11 protein-coding genes are annotated in these 16,942 nt (G+C 51.2%); 4 read left to right on the plus strand and 7 right to left on the minus strand.

The window, feature by feature from the left end:
• Positions 1–152: 152 nt before the first annotated feature.
• Genes glpC through glpA form a run of 3 tightly spaced genes read right to left on the minus strand, consistent with a single transcriptional unit; the run spans position 153 to position 4,217 of the window.
• A complete protein-coding gene (gene glpC / locus A7Z29_RS05830; RefSeq protein ID WP_065227295.1) occupies positions 153–1,343 on the minus strand; it encodes an anaerobic glycerol-3-phosphate dehydrogenase subunit GlpC in 1,191 nt (396 codons plus the stop codon).
• Positions 1,340–2,599, minus strand: coding sequence for a glycerol-3-phosphate dehydrogenase subunit GlpB (glpB, locus tag A7Z29_RS05835; RefSeq protein ID WP_001209913.1), 1,260 nt, complete (start codon positions 2,597–2,599; stop codon positions 1,340–1,342). Before glpB ends, glpC begins: the two co-directional genes overlap by 4 nt.
• Complete coding sequence (glpA, locus tag A7Z29_RS05840; RefSeq protein WP_000857252.1) at positions 2,589–4,217, minus strand: anaerobic glycerol-3-phosphate dehydrogenase subunit A; 1,629 nt, start codon at positions 4,215–4,217, stop codon at positions 2,589–2,591. Before glpA ends, glpB begins: the two co-directional genes overlap by 11 nt.
• Positions 4,218–4,490: 273 nt before the next feature.
• Between glpA and glpT the strand changes: the two genes are divergently transcribed.
• From glpT to inaA, 3 genes are all read left to right on the plus strand, one after another.
• A complete protein-coding gene (glpT, locus tag A7Z29_RS05845) occupies positions 4,491–5,849 on the plus strand; it encodes a glycerol-3-phosphate transporter (RefSeq protein WP_105289931.1) in 1,359 nt (452 codons plus the stop codon).
• A 4-nt stretch (positions 5,850–5,853) separates the two neighbouring features.
• Positions 5,854–6,930 (plus strand): glycerophosphodiester phosphodiesterase, encoded by a 1,077-nt coding sequence (glpQ, locus tag A7Z29_RS05850; protein WP_105289932.1) that lies wholly within the window; start codon positions 5,854–5,856, stop codon positions 6,928–6,930.
• Positions 6,931–7,169: 239 nt separating this feature from the next.
• Positions 7,170–7,820: a lipopolysaccharide kinase InaA gene (inaA, locus tag A7Z29_RS05855; RefSeq protein WP_105289933.1), complete on the plus strand. Its 651-nt coding sequence runs from the start codon at positions 7,170–7,172 to the stop codon at positions 7,818–7,820.
• Positions 7,821–7,873: 53 nt separating this feature from the next.
• On the opposite strand, the gene yfaE is transcribed toward inaA, so the two are convergent.
• The 3 genes from yfaE to nrdA form a co-directional block, all read right to left on the minus strand.
• Complete coding sequence (yfaE, locus tag A7Z29_RS05860) at positions 7,874–8,128, minus strand: ferredoxin-like diferric-tyrosyl radical cofactor maintenance protein YfaE (RefSeq protein WP_096979870.1); 255 nt, start codon at positions 8,126–8,128, stop codon at positions 7,874–7,876.
• Positions 8,128–9,258: a class Ia ribonucleoside-diphosphate reductase subunit beta gene (nrdB, locus tag A7Z29_RS05865; RefSeq protein ID WP_000332038.1), complete on the minus strand. Its 1,131-nt coding sequence runs from the start codon at positions 9,256–9,258 to the stop codon at positions 8,128–8,130. The genes yfaE and nrdB overlap by 1 nt, the downstream gene beginning before the upstream one ends.
• A gap of 88 nt (positions 9,259–9,346) precedes the next feature.
• Complete coding sequence (nrdA, locus tag A7Z29_RS05870; protein WP_001075191.1) at positions 9,347–11,632, minus strand: class 1a ribonucleoside-diphosphate reductase subunit alpha; 2,286 nt, start codon at positions 11,630–11,632, stop codon at positions 9,347–9,349.
• A gap of 680 nt (positions 11,633–12,312) precedes the next feature.
• Between nrdA and yfaL the strand changes: the two genes are divergently transcribed.
• On the plus strand, positions 12,313–16,041 hold the full coding sequence (gene yfaL / locus A7Z29_RS05880; protein ID WP_105289934.1) for an AIDA-I family autotransporter adhesin YfaL/EhaC: 3,729 nt from the start codon (positions 12,313–12,315) through the stop codon (positions 16,039–16,041).
• A gap of 142 nt (positions 16,042–16,183) precedes the next feature.
• Here yfaL and ubiG read toward each other — a convergent pair whose 3' ends face one another.
• Complete coding sequence (gene ubiG, locus A7Z29_RS05885; protein WP_000990776.1) at positions 16,184–16,906, minus strand: bifunctional 2-polyprenyl-6-hydroxyphenol methylase/3-demethylubiquinol 3-O-methyltransferase UbiG; 723 nt, start codon at positions 16,904–16,906, stop codon at positions 16,184–16,186.
• Between the last annotated feature and the right edge of the window lie 36 nt (positions 16,907–16,942).

Consider the following 16,942-nt stretch of genomic DNA (forward strand, 5'->3'; position numbering starts at 1 on the left):
TGGTTTCTGAAGGGACATAATAAAGCTACTTTTAGATAGCGAGTGTCAATACATGGAAATGTGAAGTTAAGTAAAAAAATAGAGAGCAGTTATTCTGAAATATTCAGCGTGGATATGAATGGCAGGAGGTTTTCACGTCCTGCCAGTGAAGATTATTCAAGTGCCTGTGCCAGTAATGTCATTGGATGTTCGCAGCGTTTGCTGGTTGACATCTCAATCTGCCATTTACAGGTTTCGCAGTCGGTGACCACCAGATCCGCGCCGCTCTCTTCTATCTGGCGGAACAGTGGCGCACCGATGGCTTGTGAGGTGGGGTAGTTCTCTTTCTTGAAACCGTAGGTTCCTGCAATACCGCAGCACTGGGAATCCAGCACTGTTAGCTCAAGTCCTGGGATTTTGCGCAACAATTCCAGGGTGTAGAGCGTCCAGCCCATTTTTTCCATATGGCACGGGGTGTGATAGACCACTTTTAGCGGCAGTGGCTTCAGTGGCAAGGTTTTTCCTTCGTCCAGCTTGCGCCACAGCCAGCGGGTTGCCAGTTCGATATGATCGCGCAAGCCTTTGTTGTCGACATTCAGCACCTCCGGGTACTCGTCGCGCAGGGCAAATGTACAGGTTGAGGAGGTGGCAATCACCGGAATACCTTTTACCCCCACAGCTTCGCGGATCGACTCTACATTCGTGATTGCCTGTTTACGTGCTTTATCGGTAAAGCCGTTGGCGATCAGTGGTACGCCGCAGCATTTTTCTTTGCTGAGCAGTTGCACGCCGGTGCCCATCGCGTTGAGCACTTTAATTAAATCTTTGCCTAACTGCGGATGGTTGTAGTTAACGAAGCAGCCGTGGAAAAAGGCGACCTGGTCTTTATATTGCGCCTGCTGAGCCGCCACGCTGCGATACCAGCGACGGAACGTGCCGAAGGAGTATTTCGGCAGCGTGCGGCGATGATCGATTTTTAACGCCGCATCAAGCAGCTGCCGCACCGGTTTCAGCGAGGTAGCGGTGTTGACGATAGGCGCGAACGGCGTAGAAACGCTACCCATCAGGTCGGTATGACTCAAAACGAAATTGCGCAGCGACGGGCGCGTGGTGTCATATTTCGCCCGCGCGCGTTGGATGATATCGCCAATCTTCACATCGGATGGGCAGGCGACTTCGCAACGTTTGCAGTTGATGCAATATTTCAGCGCCTCGTCATAAAGTGCACCATCTTTTAAACGCAGACGCTCACCGTCCGGCCCGGCCTGTTTGGGCCCCGGATAGCCAGGATTTACCCGGCTCACCGGGCAGGCGGTGGTACAGACGGTGCACTTAATGCAGTTTTCGAAGCTGGTATCGTTCATTGTTGGCCTCCTGCGCGTTGGGCAATCTGTTGAGCAGCATGTAATGCACTGACAGCACAAACGCCGCCGCCGCATCCCTGAGCGATAGGATCAAATCCGCCCAGCACTGAACCGATGGCAAACAAGTTTTCTACCGTCTGGCCTGCCAGCGACGGACGTAGCGTCTCATCAGTGGTTACACCGAACTGCTGCCACGGTTGCGGCGCAAAAAAATCACTTCGATACCACTCACCTCGCGTGGTGGTTTGCAGCACATCAAGGCCGAGAATCGGCTCGCGGATGCCGTTACGTTCCGCGACCAGCCCGCCGCTAAAGAAACTGCCGCTGGCAAGTACCGCAAAGCGCGGACGTAGCGGAATATCGGCGTGATTACGTGTCCATATTTCACTGACTACGCCATTTTTGCAGGTCACTTTTTTCACTTCATCGCCCGGCATCCATACACCGCCCTGGCGCACGAACTGGCGCTGCAACTGGTTTTGCAGACGGATGCCCAGCACGGAAGGTGGCAGTGTCGGCAGTAACATTAATGAACAGGGCAATTGTTCGTTCAGCCAGCGCCAGAGTTTGTCATCAGCCAGGCCGAAGCAGGCGGGCATCAGGATCATTTCACAGGTGTTGGCAACAGGGATAAGCGCATCAAGCAACAGCGGCCAGTTTTCTTCGTTATCAAGGAAACGGGCAATATTTACCGCGCGGAACTCGGTGGCGTTATTACGTAGCACATCCAGTTCCGGCAGTTCAATTTCTGCGGTTTCAACCGAAAGATCCAGTTCACGTAACGAAGCCGCCGCAAGATGCGCCTGAAAATCCATCAGGCCGCTAATTCCCACCACACATATTTTCTTCGCTGGCAGCGGCCAGACGGGGACTTCTGGCGAACTTAGCCAGGTTGAGCGCAGAGTGCCGAGCGGTGTAACCCGCTGGTGAGCCAGTTCAACGCTACCCTGCAATTGTGCACCGCTTTCAGCGATCAATGCCTGCGCCCGGCAAGCGAGATCGAGCACGCGCTGTGAGCCGAGAACACTGTAAGGATGGGCAGGAGCCTGATGGCTCAAAGATTCCAGGCCATCGTGAATGTCTGTCACCGGTTGACCGTCCGGTAGATGGCTCAGTAAATCCAGCGACCCGGACGAAAAATGCAGCGCGCTCTGACCACGAGTGACAATCGCACAACGCAGCCCGTGTTTTTGTAGTTGCAGGCCGCAGAGTAATCCGGCAAGACCGCCGCCCATAATGACAGTATCAAATCGCATCTTTCTGCTCCTTCTCCAGACCACACAGTCCCTGATAAACCCAACGGGTAAATTCGCTTTCGCGCAACGCATCGCCCCAGGCAACAGGTTGCACGCCTTTCCAGCGTTCGTTCAGGAAGGTGGAAAGTTGCTCGATAGATTGCGCAGATGTGGTGACATTAAAGCGTTGCAGCAGTCCGGCGGCGCGGCAGGCGCAGAGTTCGCCCTGGCAGGTGCCCATTCCCACACGGGTACGACGGCGCAAATCTAACAGGCTGTTAACGTTCAAATTTTCTACTGCATATTGCACTTCGCCTGCGGTAACGGCTTCGCACTCACAGACCAGGCTGCGGTGCAGACGGCCTTCGCTCAGCCAGGCAGGCGTGCGATCGCCATGACGATAAACCGCTGAACCGCGAAGTGGCGCTGGCAGAGAGATGACTTTTTGCAGGGTGACTTCAGCCGGTTCCTGTGAGCCAGGTAGTGCCAGGTCGGCGGTAGTGCAGGGGCGCGTGTTGCCCAGTTTGCGACATACCGCGTCGGTAGCCCATTCCGCCATCAGCCGATAGGTCATCAGTTTGCCGCCGGTGATGGTGATAAATCCGTCAAGGCCATCGCGTTCAGCATGGTCGAGCAGCACAATACCACGGCTGACGTTACGCCCACTTGGGTCGTCATCGCTGGCAACCAACGGGCGCACGCCAGAGTAGGCTCGCAGAATACGCGTTTTCGCCATCACCGGAGCCAGTTTCTCCCCTTCACGCAGCAGAATATCCACTTCTTCTGCCGTCACTCTGTTGTCGTCGATCTCATTGTAATCAATACGTAAAGAGGTGGTGCCAATCAGCGAAATGGTATCGCCGGGAACCAGAATATCGGCATCAGAAGGTTTACGGCAGCGGTTGATCACATGCTGATTAATGCGGTGATCCATGATCAGCAGCGATCCTTTCGCCGGGAACATACGAATGCGCAGATCGGCATATTCTGCGATATGTTGCCCCCAGATCCCGGCGGCATTAACCACCACAGGTGCATGAAGTGCCTGGGTTTCGCCGGTGAGATGGTTACGTACACGAACACCACACACCGTCGCGCCTTCACGAATCAGCCCCGTGACTTCATGAGCGGTAAGGATAACGGCACCGTGTTCTTTGGCATCCAGCATGTTTGCTGCGGTCAGACGAAATGGATCAACGGTGCCATCCGGAACTTTCACCGCGCCAATCAGTGCCGGGTTAACGGCAGGTTCGATAATGCGCGCTTGCTGCGGGTCTATAGCTTCTGCGCTGATCCCTGCTTCTTCGCAGGCGCGAATAAAAGTGGCCTGGAAGGAGAGGTCATCTTCCGGCAGGGTGATAAACAGGCCGTTGGTTGGTTCAACGCAGTGACGTGCAATGCGTTTCAGGATCTGGTTTTCACTAATGCATTCGCGGGCCGATTCCGCATCGGTTACCGCATAGCGCGCGCCGCTGTGCAGCAGACCGTGGTTACGCCCGGTCGCGCCTGTGGCGATGTCGTGGCGCTCAACCAAAATCACGCGCAGCCCGCGCAGGGCACAGTCGCGGGCAATCCCGGCTCCCGTTGCGCCGCCGCCAATGATAATCACGTCACTTGATTGCGAGTCGCGAGTTTTCATTGCTATCCCTCTGAAGTTCGTTTTTTACCATTTAGCCATAGTAAAAACATGAATTGTTTGATTTCGCGCATATTCGCTCATTATTCGAAAGTGAAACGTGATTTCATGCGCCTTTCGGAACATTTTGGCAATCTTATTTAATAATGTGTGCGGTAATTCACATTTAATTTATGAATGTTTTCTTAACATCGCGGCAACTCAAAAAAACAGCAGGTTCTTCCACTGAATCAGGCTGTTAATCATAAATAAGACCATGGGCCACGGAGGCTATAAATGTTGAGTATTTTTAAACCAGCGCCACATAAAGCGCGCTTACCTGCTGCGGAGATCGACCCGACCTATCGTCGATTGCGCTGGCAAATTTTCCTGGGGATCTTCTTTGGTTATGCCGCTTACTATCTGGTTCGTAAGAACTTTGCTCTTGCAATGCCTTACCTGGTGGAGCAGGGATTCTCGCGTGGCGATTTAGGTTTTGCGCTTTCAGGGATCTCAATCGCCTATGGATTTTCGAAATTCATCATGGGCTCGGTATCGGATCGCTCGAATCCGCGCGTTTTCCTGCCAGCAGGTTTGATTCTTGCTGCGGCAGTGATGCTGTTTATGGGCTTTGTGCCGTGGGCGACTTCCAGCATTGCGGTGATGTTCGTGCTGCTGTTCCTCTGCGGCTGGTTCCAGGGGATGGGGTGGCCGCCGTGTGGTCGTACCATGGTGCACTGGTGGTCACAGAAAGAACGTGGCGGCATTGTATCGGTGTGGAACTGTGCGCATAACGTCGGTGGTGGTATTCCGCCGCTGTTATTCTTGCTGGGGATGGCCTGGTTCAATGACTGGCACGCGGCGCTTTATATGCCTGCTTTCTGTGCCATTCTGGTGGCGCTTTTCGCTTTTGCTATGATGCGCGATACCCCGCAATCCTGTGGTCTGCCGCCGATCGAAGAGTACAAAAATGATTACCCGGACGACTATAACGAAAAAGCGGAACAGGAACTGACCGCGAAGCAGATTTTCATGCAGTACGTACTGCCGAACAAACTGCTGTGGTACATCGCTATCGCCAACGTGTTCGTTTATTTGCTTCGCTACGGCATCCTCGACTGGTCGCCAACTTACCTGAAAGAGGTGAAACACTTCGCGCTGGATAAATCTTCCTGGGCCTATTTCCTTTATGAGTACGCGGGCATTCCGGGCACCCTACTGTGCGGCTGGATGTCGGATAAAGTCTTCCGTGGCAACCGTGGTGCAACCGGCGTCTTCTTTATGACTCTGGTGACCATCGCAACTATCGTTTACTGGATGAACCCGGCGGGCAACCCGACCGTAGATATGATTTGTATGATTGTCATTGGCTTCCTGATTTATGGCCCTGTCATGCTGATCGGTCTGCACGCGCTGGAACTGGCACCGAAAAAAGCGGCAGGTACGGCGGCAGGCTTTACCGGACTGTTTGGTTATCTTGGCGGTTCTGTGGCGGCGAGTGCGATTGTTGGCTACACCGTGGACTTCTTCGGCTGGGATGGCGGCTTTATGGTAATGATTGGCGGCAGCATTCTGGCGGTTATCTTGTTGATTGTTGTGATGGTTGGCGAAAAACGTCGCCATCAGGAATTACTGCAAAAACGCAACGGAGGCTAATGGCATGAAATTGACGCTGAAAAACCTTAGCATGGCGATCATGATGAGTGGAATGATCATGGGAAGCAGTGCAATGGCGGCAGACAATAGCGAGAAAATTGTAATAGCCCATCGCGGCGCCAGTGGTTATTTACCGGAGCATACGCTGCCAGCAAAAGCGATGGCATATGCACAGGGGGCTGACTATCTGGAGCAGGATTTGGTAATGACCAAAGACGACCATCTGGTCGTCCTGCATGACCACTATCTTGATCGCGTTACTGATGTCGCCGATCGTTTTCCGAATCGGGCGCGTAAAGATGGTCGCTACTACGCGATAGATTTCACGCTGGATGAAATTAAGTCTCTGAAATTTACCGAAGGTTTCGATATTGTAAACGGCAAAAAAGTGCAGACTTTCCCCGGGCGATTCCCGATGGGTAAGTCTGACTTTCGTGTCCACACTTTCGAAGAAGAGATTGAATTTATTCAGGGATTAAATCACTCGACGGGGAAAAATATTGGCATCTATCCAGAAATTAAAGCGCCGTGGTTCCATCATCAGGAAGGGAAGGATATTGCGGCAAAAACGCTGGAAGTGTTGAAAAAATATGGTTACACCAGCAAAGGGGACAAAGTTTATTTGCAATGCTTTGATGCTGATGAGCTGAAACGCATTAAAAATGAGCTGGAACCGAAAATGGGCATGGATCTCAATCTGGTTCAGTTGATTGCTTATACTGACTGGAATGAAACTCAGCAGAAGCAGCCGGACGGAACCTGGGTAAATTACAGCTATGACTGGATGTTTAAGCCGGGTGCCATGAAGCAGGTGGCGGAATATGCCGACGGTATTGGCCCCGATTACCATATGGTGATTGATGAGACATCACAGCCGGGCAATATCAAACTGACTGGAATGGTGAAAGATGCTCAGCAGAATAAACTGGTAGTGCATCCTTATACCGTGCGGTCAGATAAACTGCCGGCATATACGACCGATGTGAATCAACTGTATGACGCTCTGTATAACAAAGCAGGTGTTAATGGGTTGTTTACGGACTTCCCGGATAAGGCAGTAAAATTCCTCAATAAAGAGTAAATTCAGTGTCGGATGGCACTTATGCGCCATCCGATGCCACTCTTCATCCACCCCCCTACATATAGTGGACATAGTTAATTCTTTAATAAAATCTGTTGATTATCCTTACTTGCTGTTATTTGGAGCGGGATGACTTGTTCCCGGCAAAAGAAATCCATTAAGAAACACTTTTTATTAAGTTTTTCTTAAGGTAAACACCTATAGTCATTGTCGTTAACAATAAAGACAGGCGACAGGGTATGGCAGTTTCAGCAAAGCACGATGAGTTCAATCATTGGTGGGCTACAGAAGGTGACTGGGTTGAGGAGCCGAATTACCGCCGCAACGGTATGAGCGGGGTGCAATGCGTCGAGCACAACGGCAAAAAGTTGTACGTGAAGCGCATGACTCACCACTTGTTTCATTCTATCCGCTATCCGTTTGGGCGTCCGACGATTGTTCGGGAGATAGCTGTAATAAAAGATCTGAAGCGCGCTGGCGTGATTGTGCCGAAAATCGTTTTTGGAGAAGCGGTGAAAATTGATGGCGAATGGCGCGCGTTGCTGGTGACAGAAGATATGGCGGGATTTGTCAGCATTGCTGACTGGTATTCACAACACGCAGTAACGCCTTATTCCGACGATGTGCGGCAAGCCATGTTGAAAGCGGTGGCGTTGGCATTTAAAAAGATGCATAGCGTTAATCGTCAGCATGGTTGCTGTTATGTTCGCCATATCTATGTGAAAACAGAAGGTAAGGCAGAAGCCGGTTTTCTTGATCTGGAGAAAAGTCGCCGTCGTCTGCGTCGCCATAAGGCGATTCATCATGACTTCCGCCAGCTGGAGAAATATCTGGAACCGATCCCCAAAGCCGACTGGGAGCAGGTGAAAGCGTATTATTCTGCCATGTAATCGTTGTAGGCCAGATAAGATGCATAAGCGTCGCATCTGGCGCTAGTACCCAATCACATCTCGATTTCAATATCGCCTTTTGCCCGGCAACAACAGGGCAAAATTTCCCCCGGCTGAATAAAGGCTAACGGTTCGGTAATCCAGTCAACCTGGCCTGCAACAAGGCGCGTGCGACAGGAGCCGCAGTAGCCTTCGCGGCACTGATACTCAACTGCCACATTGTGGGATTCCAGCGCCGCCAGCAGGGAAGGGTGTTCATCCTGGCACAGCAGTTGTGTGCCAGTGATGCGCAGGGTAACGCGAGCCATCAGAGTTGGAAGTTACTCAAATCGTCGGTGTCTACTTCCGAGTCAATCTGTCCGACCAGATAAGAACTGACTTCCACTTCCTGCGGAGCAACCTGTACGTTATCAGACACCAGCCAGGTGTTGATCCACGGGATCGGGTTGGAGCGCGTCTGGAACGGCAGATCTAAACCAACCGCCTGCATACGGATATTAGTGATGTACTCGACGTACTGGCAGAGAATGTCTTTATTCAGACCAATCATCGAACCGTCACGGAACAGATAATCCGCCCAATCTTTCTCTTGCTGTGCCGCCTGGACAAACAGGTCATAGCACTCTTGTTTACACTCTTCGGCAATTTCCGCCATCTCAGGATCGTCCGCGCCGCTGCGTAACAGATTCAGCATATGCTGAGTACCGGTCAGGTGCAGGGCTTCGTCACGGGCAATCAGACGAATAATTTTAGCGTTGCCTTCCATCAGCTCACGTTCAGCGAATGCGAAAGAGCAAGCGAAGCTGACGTAGAAACGAATCGCTTCCAGCGCGTTAACGCTCATCAGGCAGAGATACAGTTTTTTCTTCAGCTCGCGCAGGCTAACGGTCACTGTTTTGCCGTTGACGGTATGAGTGCCTTCGCCCAGCAGATGCCAGTAACTGGTCATTTCGATCAGTTCGTCGTAGTAAGCTGAAATCCCTTCCGCGCGTTTCTGGATCTGCTCGTTGGTGACGATATCGTCAAACACAACAGACGGATCGTTAACGATATTACGAATGATGTGCGTGTAGGAGCGGGAGTGAATTGTTTCCGAAAACGCCCAGGTTTCTACCCAGGTTTCCAGTTCGGGAATGGAAATCAGCGGCAGCAGCGCCACGTTCGGGCTACGACCCTGAATGGAATCCAGCAGCGTCTGATATTTCAGGTTGCTGATAAAGATGTGTTTTTCGTGCTCCGGCAGCGCCTGATAATCGATACGGTCGCGGGAGACGTCAACTTCTTCCGGGCGCCAGAAGAAAGAGAGCTGCTTTTCGATCAATTTTTCGAAGATTTCATATTTTTGCTGATCGTAGCGAGCCACGTTGACCGGCTGACCAAAGAACATGGGTTCTTTGAGCTGATCATTCTTCGTCTGTGAAAAGGTGGTATATGCCATGAATGTGTCCTGTGGTTTTATTACCCCTCACCCTAACCCTCTCCCGCAAGGGGAGAGGGGACGGTTTGGTGCAAAGGCTGGGGGATTATCAGATCTTACATGCGCCGCTTTCGCAGCCATCGTCCTGGATTGACGGCACCAGATCGTCCTGCGCGTCTTCAGCGCCGTCACGGGTGTTCTGATAATACAGCGTTTTGACCCCGAATTTGTAGGCGGTGAGCAGGTCTTTCAGCAACTGCTGCATCGGCACTTTTCCTGACGGGAAACGTGACGGATCGTAGTTGGTGTTAGCAGAGATCGACTGATCGATAAATTTCTGCATGATACCCACCAGTTGCAGGTAGCCATCGTTACCCGGCATTTCCCACAGCAGCTCATAGGCGTCGTGCAGGTGTTCGTAGTCAGGCACCACCTGGCGCAGAATACCGTCTTTCGACGCTTTAATGCTGACGTAACCGCGCGGCGGCTCAATACCGTTAGTGGCGTTGGAGATCTGCGAAGAGGTCTCGGACGGCATCAGAGCAGAAAGCGTGGAGTTACGCAGGCCGTGCGTTTTGATTGACTCACGCAACGCTTCCCAGTCGTAATGCAGCGGTTCATTGGCGATAGCATCCAGATCTTTCTTGTAGGTATCGATCGGCAGGATGCCTTTCGCGTAAGTGGTTTCGTTAAACCACGGACACGCGCCTTGCTCTTTCGCCAGCTCGTTAGACGCTTTCAGCAGGTAATACTGAATGGCTTCGAAGGTTTTATGCGTCAAGTTGTTGGCGCTGCCGTCGGAGTAGCGTTTACCGTGCTTCGCCAGGTAGTAAGCGAAGTTGATTACACCAATACCCAGCGTGCGACGACCCATCGCTCCGCGTTTGGCTGCCGGGATCGGGTAGTCCTGATAATCCAGCAACGCGTCGAGTGCGCGTACCGCCAGAATCGCCAGCTCTTCCAGTTCATCCAGGCTATTAATTGCGCCCAGGTTGAAAGCAGACAGCGTACACAGCGCGATTTCACCGTTTTCGTCGTTGACGTCATTGAGTGGTTTGGTCGGCAGGGCGATTTCCAGGCACAGGTTAGACTGGCGCACTGGTGCAATAGCCGGATCAAACGGGCTGTGGGTGTTGCAGTGGTCAACGTTCTGAATATAGATACGACCGGTAGACGCACGTTCCTGCATCATCAGCGAGAACAGCTCAACGGCTTTCACACGCTGTTTGCGGATGCTGTCGTCTTTCTCATATTTGGTGTACAGGCGCTCAAATTCTTCCTGATCGGCGAAGAACGCGTCGTACAACCCTGGTACATCGGACGGGCTGAACAGGGTGATATCTTCACCTTTCAGCAGGCGGGTATACATCAGTTTGTTGATTTGTACCCCGTAGTCCATATGACGCACGCGGTTGCCTTCAACCCCACGGTTGTTTTTCAGCACCAGCAGGCTTTCTACTTCCAGATGCCAAATTGGGTAGAACAGCGTTGCTGCACCGCCGCGCACACCGCCCTGAGAGCAGGATTTCACCGCCGTCTGGAAATGTTTGTAGAACGGAATACAACCGGTGTGGAACGCTTCGCCACCGCGAATCGGGCTACCCAGCGCACGAATACGCCCGGCGTTGATACCGATACCCGCACGCTGGGAAACGTATTTTACAATCGCGCTGGAAGTCGCGTTGATGGAATCCAGGCTGTCGCCGCATTCGATCAGTACGCAGGAGCTGAACTGACGAGTCGGGGTACGCACGCCGGACATGATTGGCGTCGGCAGCGAAATTTTAAATGTGGAAACCGCGTCGTAAAAACGCTTCACATATTGCAGACGGGTTTCACGCGGATAGTTTGAGAACAGGCAGGCAGCAACCAGAATATACAGGAACTGGGCGCTTTCGTAGATCTCGCCGGTTACGCGGTTTTGTACCAGATATTTGCCTTCCAGTTGCTTAACGGCAGCGTAAGAGAAGGTCATATCACGGTCGTGATCGATAAACGTGTCCATCTGCTTGAACTCTTCTTCCGTGTAGTCTTCCAGCAGATGATTATCGTATTTGCCCATTTCGACCATTTTCTTCACATGGTCATACAGCGCAGGCGGCTCAAACTGGCCGTAGGCTTTTTTACGCAGGTGGAAAATTGCCAGGCGCGCGGCGAGGTACTGATAATCCGGTGCTTCACGGGAGATCAGGTCTGCGGCAGCCTTGATAATGGTTTCGTGGATGTCAGAAGTCTTGATACCGTCATAAAACTGAATGTGGGAGCGCAGTTCGACCTGGGAAATCGAAACGTTATGCAGTCCTTCTGCCGCCCAATCCAGAACGCGATGGATTTTGTCGAGATTGATGCGCTCTGTGCTACCGTTGCGCTTTGTCACCAGCAGATTCTGATTCATGTATGTAGTACCTGTTCTTTCCGAAATAGTTTCATGCAGACTACCTGTAGTGAGGGAAGTCGCTACAAACACTATATATAGGGGGTATGTTTGGGATTCACTGCAAGATAGTGTGAAAATGGCCCTCTTGCAAGTGTATAACTTTGTGGATAACTCGCGACGGAAAAGGCGGCTTCCACGCACCTTAGGTCAGACAAGGTGTTCGGGAAAGTCAATGGGAAGAGAAAAAATTGTTAAAAATAACCGTTCGGTGATTTCTTGAACGTTCAATTTAAGATAATTATTGATCCAGGTTATTTATTGCGCTTATGTCAGATGTGGCGAAAATTGATACCATCACAAACTCATATCACGTCGACACTTATTGTTATGTTTATGATGTGAGCAAATGTAAAGAGGTGTGGTTCACGAAACAGATATTTTTTAATCAGTAGATGTAAAATAAAAGTTTGCGATATTGATTATTCCAGGTAAACAAGAAATGAATTAATCAGTTTAATATGTTTTAATTATCATTGTTTAATAATCAGGTAAACTTTGAAAGAAATAATTAATTCCTTTCTGTAAATATTATTGCTGGTACGCTTATTTTAAAAATTTCTTGTTTACAATTGGTTGTTATCTACAATCGCAATATGCCTTTTAATGATAGCCTGTTATTTCTCACAGGCTGTCAGATCATGAATAAAAAATGGATTATTTTTATCAGGAAAGGATATCTGTTAATTTTCCTGGCTGTCGTTGCTTGCGTGTTTACGCGTGCAAACGCGGCGTCGCAGATTCTGTCTTCATGTCAGGGGGTTAATGTTTCTACCAGTTGCCTGGCCAGTCGCCAGAGCCTCTCAGGTAGTATGCAGACCTGGAGTGTTGCTGACGGGCAATGGCTTATTTTTTCCTCTATGGCAAATGATGCCAGTGGCGGGGCGGTATTTTTACAACAAGGAGCTGATTTCATATTGTCAGCACAAGGTGGAACAGGTATGACTCTGTTCGAAAATAATACCGTGAGTGGTGAATATAATAATGGAGGTGCTATTTTTGCGAAAGAAAACTCAACACTGAATCTTACTCAGGTTATCTTCGACAGTAATGTGGCAGGAGGATATGGCGGGGCAATCTATTCTGCGGGTACAAATGACGCTGGTGATATTGATCTTAGCGTTACCAATGCTGTATTTACAGGTAATATTGCTAACGACGGCAAAGGTGGCGCAATTTATTCGATTAATAATAATATTTACTTAAATAATACGATTTTTAATCATAATCGGGCATATACATCAACAAGTTACAGTGATGGCGATGGTGGCGCTATCGATATCACTGATAATAATACGGAAACCATTCACCCATCAGAGTTCACAATAATTAATAACACCACGTTTACAGATAATATTGCTGAAGGTTACGGTGGCGCAATTTATAGCAGTAGTACGAACTCTCCCTATCTTATTGATATTTCGGTTGATGCCAGCTACAGCTACAACGGTGGCGTTTTGATGGATGAGAACAACAGTGCCGCAGGATATGGCGATGCGCCATCTGCATCGGCGGGCGGCTTTATGTACATCGATTCAAGTCAGGTCAGGTTTGATATCGCTGGTAATAAAACGTTGATTATTGGTGACCTGAGCAACGATGGTGCGCTCGATTCCATTGCCGGAACCGGAAGTATCAGCAAAACCGGCGCAGGCGAACTGGTGCTTAATGCGGATAATAATAATTTTACCGGCGAGATGCGGGTTGAAAACGGTGAAGTGACGCTGGGGCGTAGCAATTCGCTGATGAATGTTGGCGATGATCGTTGCCAGAGTAATCCACAAAATTGCTATGGACTGATGGTCGGCAGTATCAGTCATCGGGATGATCAGGCAGAACTTAACGTTGGCGCAACACAGCAGACTTTTGTTCACTCACTGACGGGTTTTCAGAATGGCACTTTAAATATTGATGCTGGCGGTAACGTGACGGTAAATGCCGGCGGGTTTAGCGGAACTATTGAAGGTGAAGGGCAACTGACCATTGCCGAAAATGGTAGCTATGCGCTGGCGGGGGCGTCGTCGATGGCACTGACCGGCGATGTCGTGGTAGAAGATGGCGCAATCCTCTCGCTGGCGGGAAACGCGGCGGATCTGGCGGCGATGCAGGACGATCCGCAGTCAATTGTATTAAACGGTGGCGTATTAGATCTTTCCGATTTCACCACCTGGCAGAGCGGTATGTCAGAGAACGATGGGCTGGAAATCAGTGGTAACGGCGGTACGGTGATTGGTCAGCAGGACGTTGTCGATCTTTATAGTGGTGAGGATTTGCATATTGGCGATGACGGGAAAAAAGGCGTCTATGTAGTGGTAGATGCAGGCTATGGACAGGTAAGCCTGGCGAATGACAATCAATACCTCGGCACAACACAAATCGCTTCCGGCACGCTGGTAGTGAGCAACAATTCTCAGCTTGGTGATACTCACTATAACCGCCAGGTTATCTTCACTGATAATCAACAAGATAGCGCGATGGAGATTACGGCTGATGTCGATACTCGCTCTGCGATGGCTGGTCATGGGCGTGATATCGAAATGCGCGCTGATGGCGAAATTGTGGTTGATGATGGTGCTGTGACGCAGTGGGGCGCATTGATCGCCGACAGCAGTGGACAGCACCAGGACGCGGGAACCACACTGACGAAAACCGGTGCAGGCACGCTGGAACTGACTGCCAGCGGCACGGCGCAGTCGGCAGTGCGAGTGGAAGAAGGTACGCTGAAAGGTGATGTTGCGGATATCTTTCCTTACGCTTCGTCGCTGTGGGTTGGTGACGGGGCAACGTTCGAGACTGGCGCGGATCAGGATATTCAGTCTATTGATGCCAGTTCCAGTGGCACTATCGACATCAGCGATGGCACGGTTTTGCGTTTAACCGGGCAGGATACGTCTGTGGCGCTCGACGCCTCATTATTTAACGGTGGCGGTACGCTGGTGAATGTCACCGATGGCGTTACGTTAACGGGCGAGCTTAATACCAACCTTGAAACTGACAGCCTGACTTATCTTCCTGGCGTGACGATCAATGGTGATCTGAGCAATACTTTCGGCGCGGTCAGCCTGCAAAATGGCGTCGCTGGCGATACCCTGATCGTAAACGGTGATTACAACGGTGGCGGTACGTTGTTGCTCGACAGCGAATTAAAGGGCGATGACTCGGTAAGCGACCGGTTGGTGTTGAACGGTAATACCGCTGGCAACACGACCGTGGTGGTTAACCCCATTACTGGCATTGGCGATCCGACATCTACAGGTATAAAACTGGTTGATTTCGCTGGCGATCCCACACAATTTCAAAATAACGCGCAGTTCAGTCTGGCGGGCAGCGGCTACGTAAATATGGGAGCGTATGACTACACGCTGGTGGAAGATAACAACGACTGGTATTTGCGATCACAAAAAGTCACGCCTCCATCGCCACCTGATCCAGATCCGACTCCCGATCCGGATCCCACGCCCGCTTATCAGCCGGTGTTGAATGCAAAAATTGGTGGATATCTTAATAACCTTCGGGCGGCAAATCAGGCGTTTGTGATGGAGCGACACGATCACGCAGGTAGCAACGGTCAGACGCTGCATTTGCGCATTATCGGCGGACGTTATCATTACACGGCTGCGGGGCAACTGGCTCAGCATGAAGACACCTCTACGGTGCAGCTTAGCGGTGATCTGTTTAGGGGGCGCTGGGGCGATGATGGCGAATGGATGCTTGGGATTGTCGGTGGCTACAGCGATAACCAGGGCGACAGCCGCTCGAATATGACTGGAACTCGCGCCGATAACCAGAACCACGGTTATGCCGTTGGGCTGACTTCGAGCTGGTTTCAGCATGGTAGCCAGCAGCAGGGGGCGTGGCTGGATAGCTGGCTGCAATACGCGTGGTTTAGCAATGATGTTTCCGAACAAGGCGATGGCGCGGATCATTACCACTCGTCGGGTATTGTCGCCTCGCTGGAAGCTGGCTATCAGTGGTTACCGGGGCATGGTGTGGTAATCGAACCACAGGCGCAGGTGATTTATCAGGGCGTGCAGCAGAATGATTTTACCGCCGCTAACCGTGCGCGGGTGTCGCAATCGCAGGGCGATGATATTCAGACGCGTGTCGGGATACATAGCGAATGGCGTAATGCTTTCCATATCACGCCAACCCTGGATCTGAATTATTATCACCATCCCCATTCGGCGGAAATTGAAGACGATGGCAGCAATATCAGCGACGATGCAGCGAAGCAGCGTGGTGAAATAAAAGTGGGGATAACAGGCAATATTAGCCAGCGAGTTTCCCTGCGCGGCAGCGTCGCATGGCAGAAGGGAAGTGATGATTTTGCCCAGACGGCAGGATTTTTGTCGATGACGGTGAAATGGTAATTGTTGTCCGCCCGGCATCGTTGCCGGGTGCGGCGTAAACGCCTTATCCGACCTACGGGGGAGTCATTTGTAAGCCTGATAAGACACAGCAAGCGTCGCATCAGGCATTGGTACGGTTGCCAGATGAATCCGGTCAACAATCTCACTTATTCTGCGTGTGCAGCATATAGTTCACATCCACGCCGGGGCCGAGCTTAAAAGTATTTGTGATTGGGTTGTAATGTAGCCCGGTCATATGGCGCTCTTTAAGACTGGTCTGATCCACCCAGCCCAGCAGTTCTGCCGGTTTAATAAACTTCTTCACATCATGCGTGCCTTTGGGCACCATGCGCAAAATATATTCCGCGCCGACCACCGCCATCAGCCATGACTTGCCGTTGCGGTTAAGCGTGGAGAAAAAGACATCGCCGCCCGGTTTCACCAGTTGCGCACAGGCTCTAACCACTGACTGTGGATCGGGGACGTGCTCCAGCATCTCCATGCAGGTCACCACATCATACTGTCCGGCATGTTTTGCTGCGTGTTCTTCAACGGTTTCCTGCACGTACTCCACCTGAATACCGCTTTCCAGCGCGTGTAGCTTTGCAACTTGTAGCGGTTCAAAACCCATATCCAGGCCGGTCACCGTCGCGCCTTCGCGCGCCATACTCTCAGCCAGAATGCCGCCGCCACAACCGACATCGAGCACCTTTTTGCCAAATAAACCGCCAGCACGCTCGGCAATATAGCCCAGACGCAGCGGGTTAATGCGGTGCAGTGGTTTGAACTCGCCTTCCAGATCCCACCAGCGGGAGGCGACGGCTTCAAATTTAGCGATCTCTTCGTGGTCTACGTTATGGTTTACCGGCGATTTTTCGGCATTCATTGGCACTTCTACTCCGTAATTGGCAAGGCAATCGAG

The organism is Escherichia sp. MOD1-EC6842 (assembly GCF_002965705.1).
Taxonomy (GTDB): Bacteria; Pseudomonadota; Gammaproteobacteria; order Enterobacterales; family Enterobacteriaceae; genus Escherichia; species Escherichia ruysiae.

Excerpts from the sequence above, each read along its gene's own strand:
- glpC (WP_065227295.1), bottom strand. The coding sequence starts at position 1,343 with ATGAACGATACCAGCTTCGAAAACTGCATTAAGTGCACCGTCTGTACC.
- glpB (WP_001209913.1), bottom strand. The coding sequence starts at position 2,599 with ATGCGATTTGATACTGTCATTATGGGCGGCGGTCTTGCCGGATTACTC.
- glpA (WP_000857252.1), bottom strand. The coding sequence starts at position 4,217 with ATGAAAACTCGCGACTCGCAATCAAGTGACGTGATTATCATTGGCGGC.
- glpT (WP_105289931.1), top strand. The coding sequence starts at position 4,491 with ATGTTGAGTATTTTTAAACCAGCGCCACATAAAGCGCGCTTACCTGCT.
- glpQ (WP_105289932.1), top strand. The coding sequence starts at position 5,854 with ATGAAATTGACGCTGAAAAACCTTAGCATGGCGATCATGATGAGTGGA.
- inaA (WP_105289933.1), top strand. The coding sequence starts at position 7,170 with ATGGCAGTTTCAGCAAAGCACGATGAGTTCAATCATTGGTGGGCTACA.
- yfaE (WP_096979870.1), bottom strand. The coding sequence starts at position 8,128 with ATGGCTCGCGTTACCCTGCGCATCACTGGCACACAACTGCTGTGCCAG.
- nrdB (WP_000332038.1), bottom strand. The coding sequence starts at position 9,258 with ATGGCATATACCACCTTTTCACAGACGAAGAATGATCAGCTCAAAGAA.
- nrdA (WP_001075191.1), bottom strand. The coding sequence starts at position 11,632 with ATGAATCAGAATCTGCTGGTGACAAAGCGCAACGGTAGCACAGAGCGC.
- yfaL (WP_105289934.1), top strand. The coding sequence starts at position 12,313 with ATGAATAAAAAATGGATTATTTTTATCAGGAAAGGATATCTGTTAATT.
- ubiG (WP_000990776.1), bottom strand. The coding sequence starts at position 16,906 with ATGAATGCCGAAAAATCGCCGGTAAACCATAACGTAGACCACGAAGAG.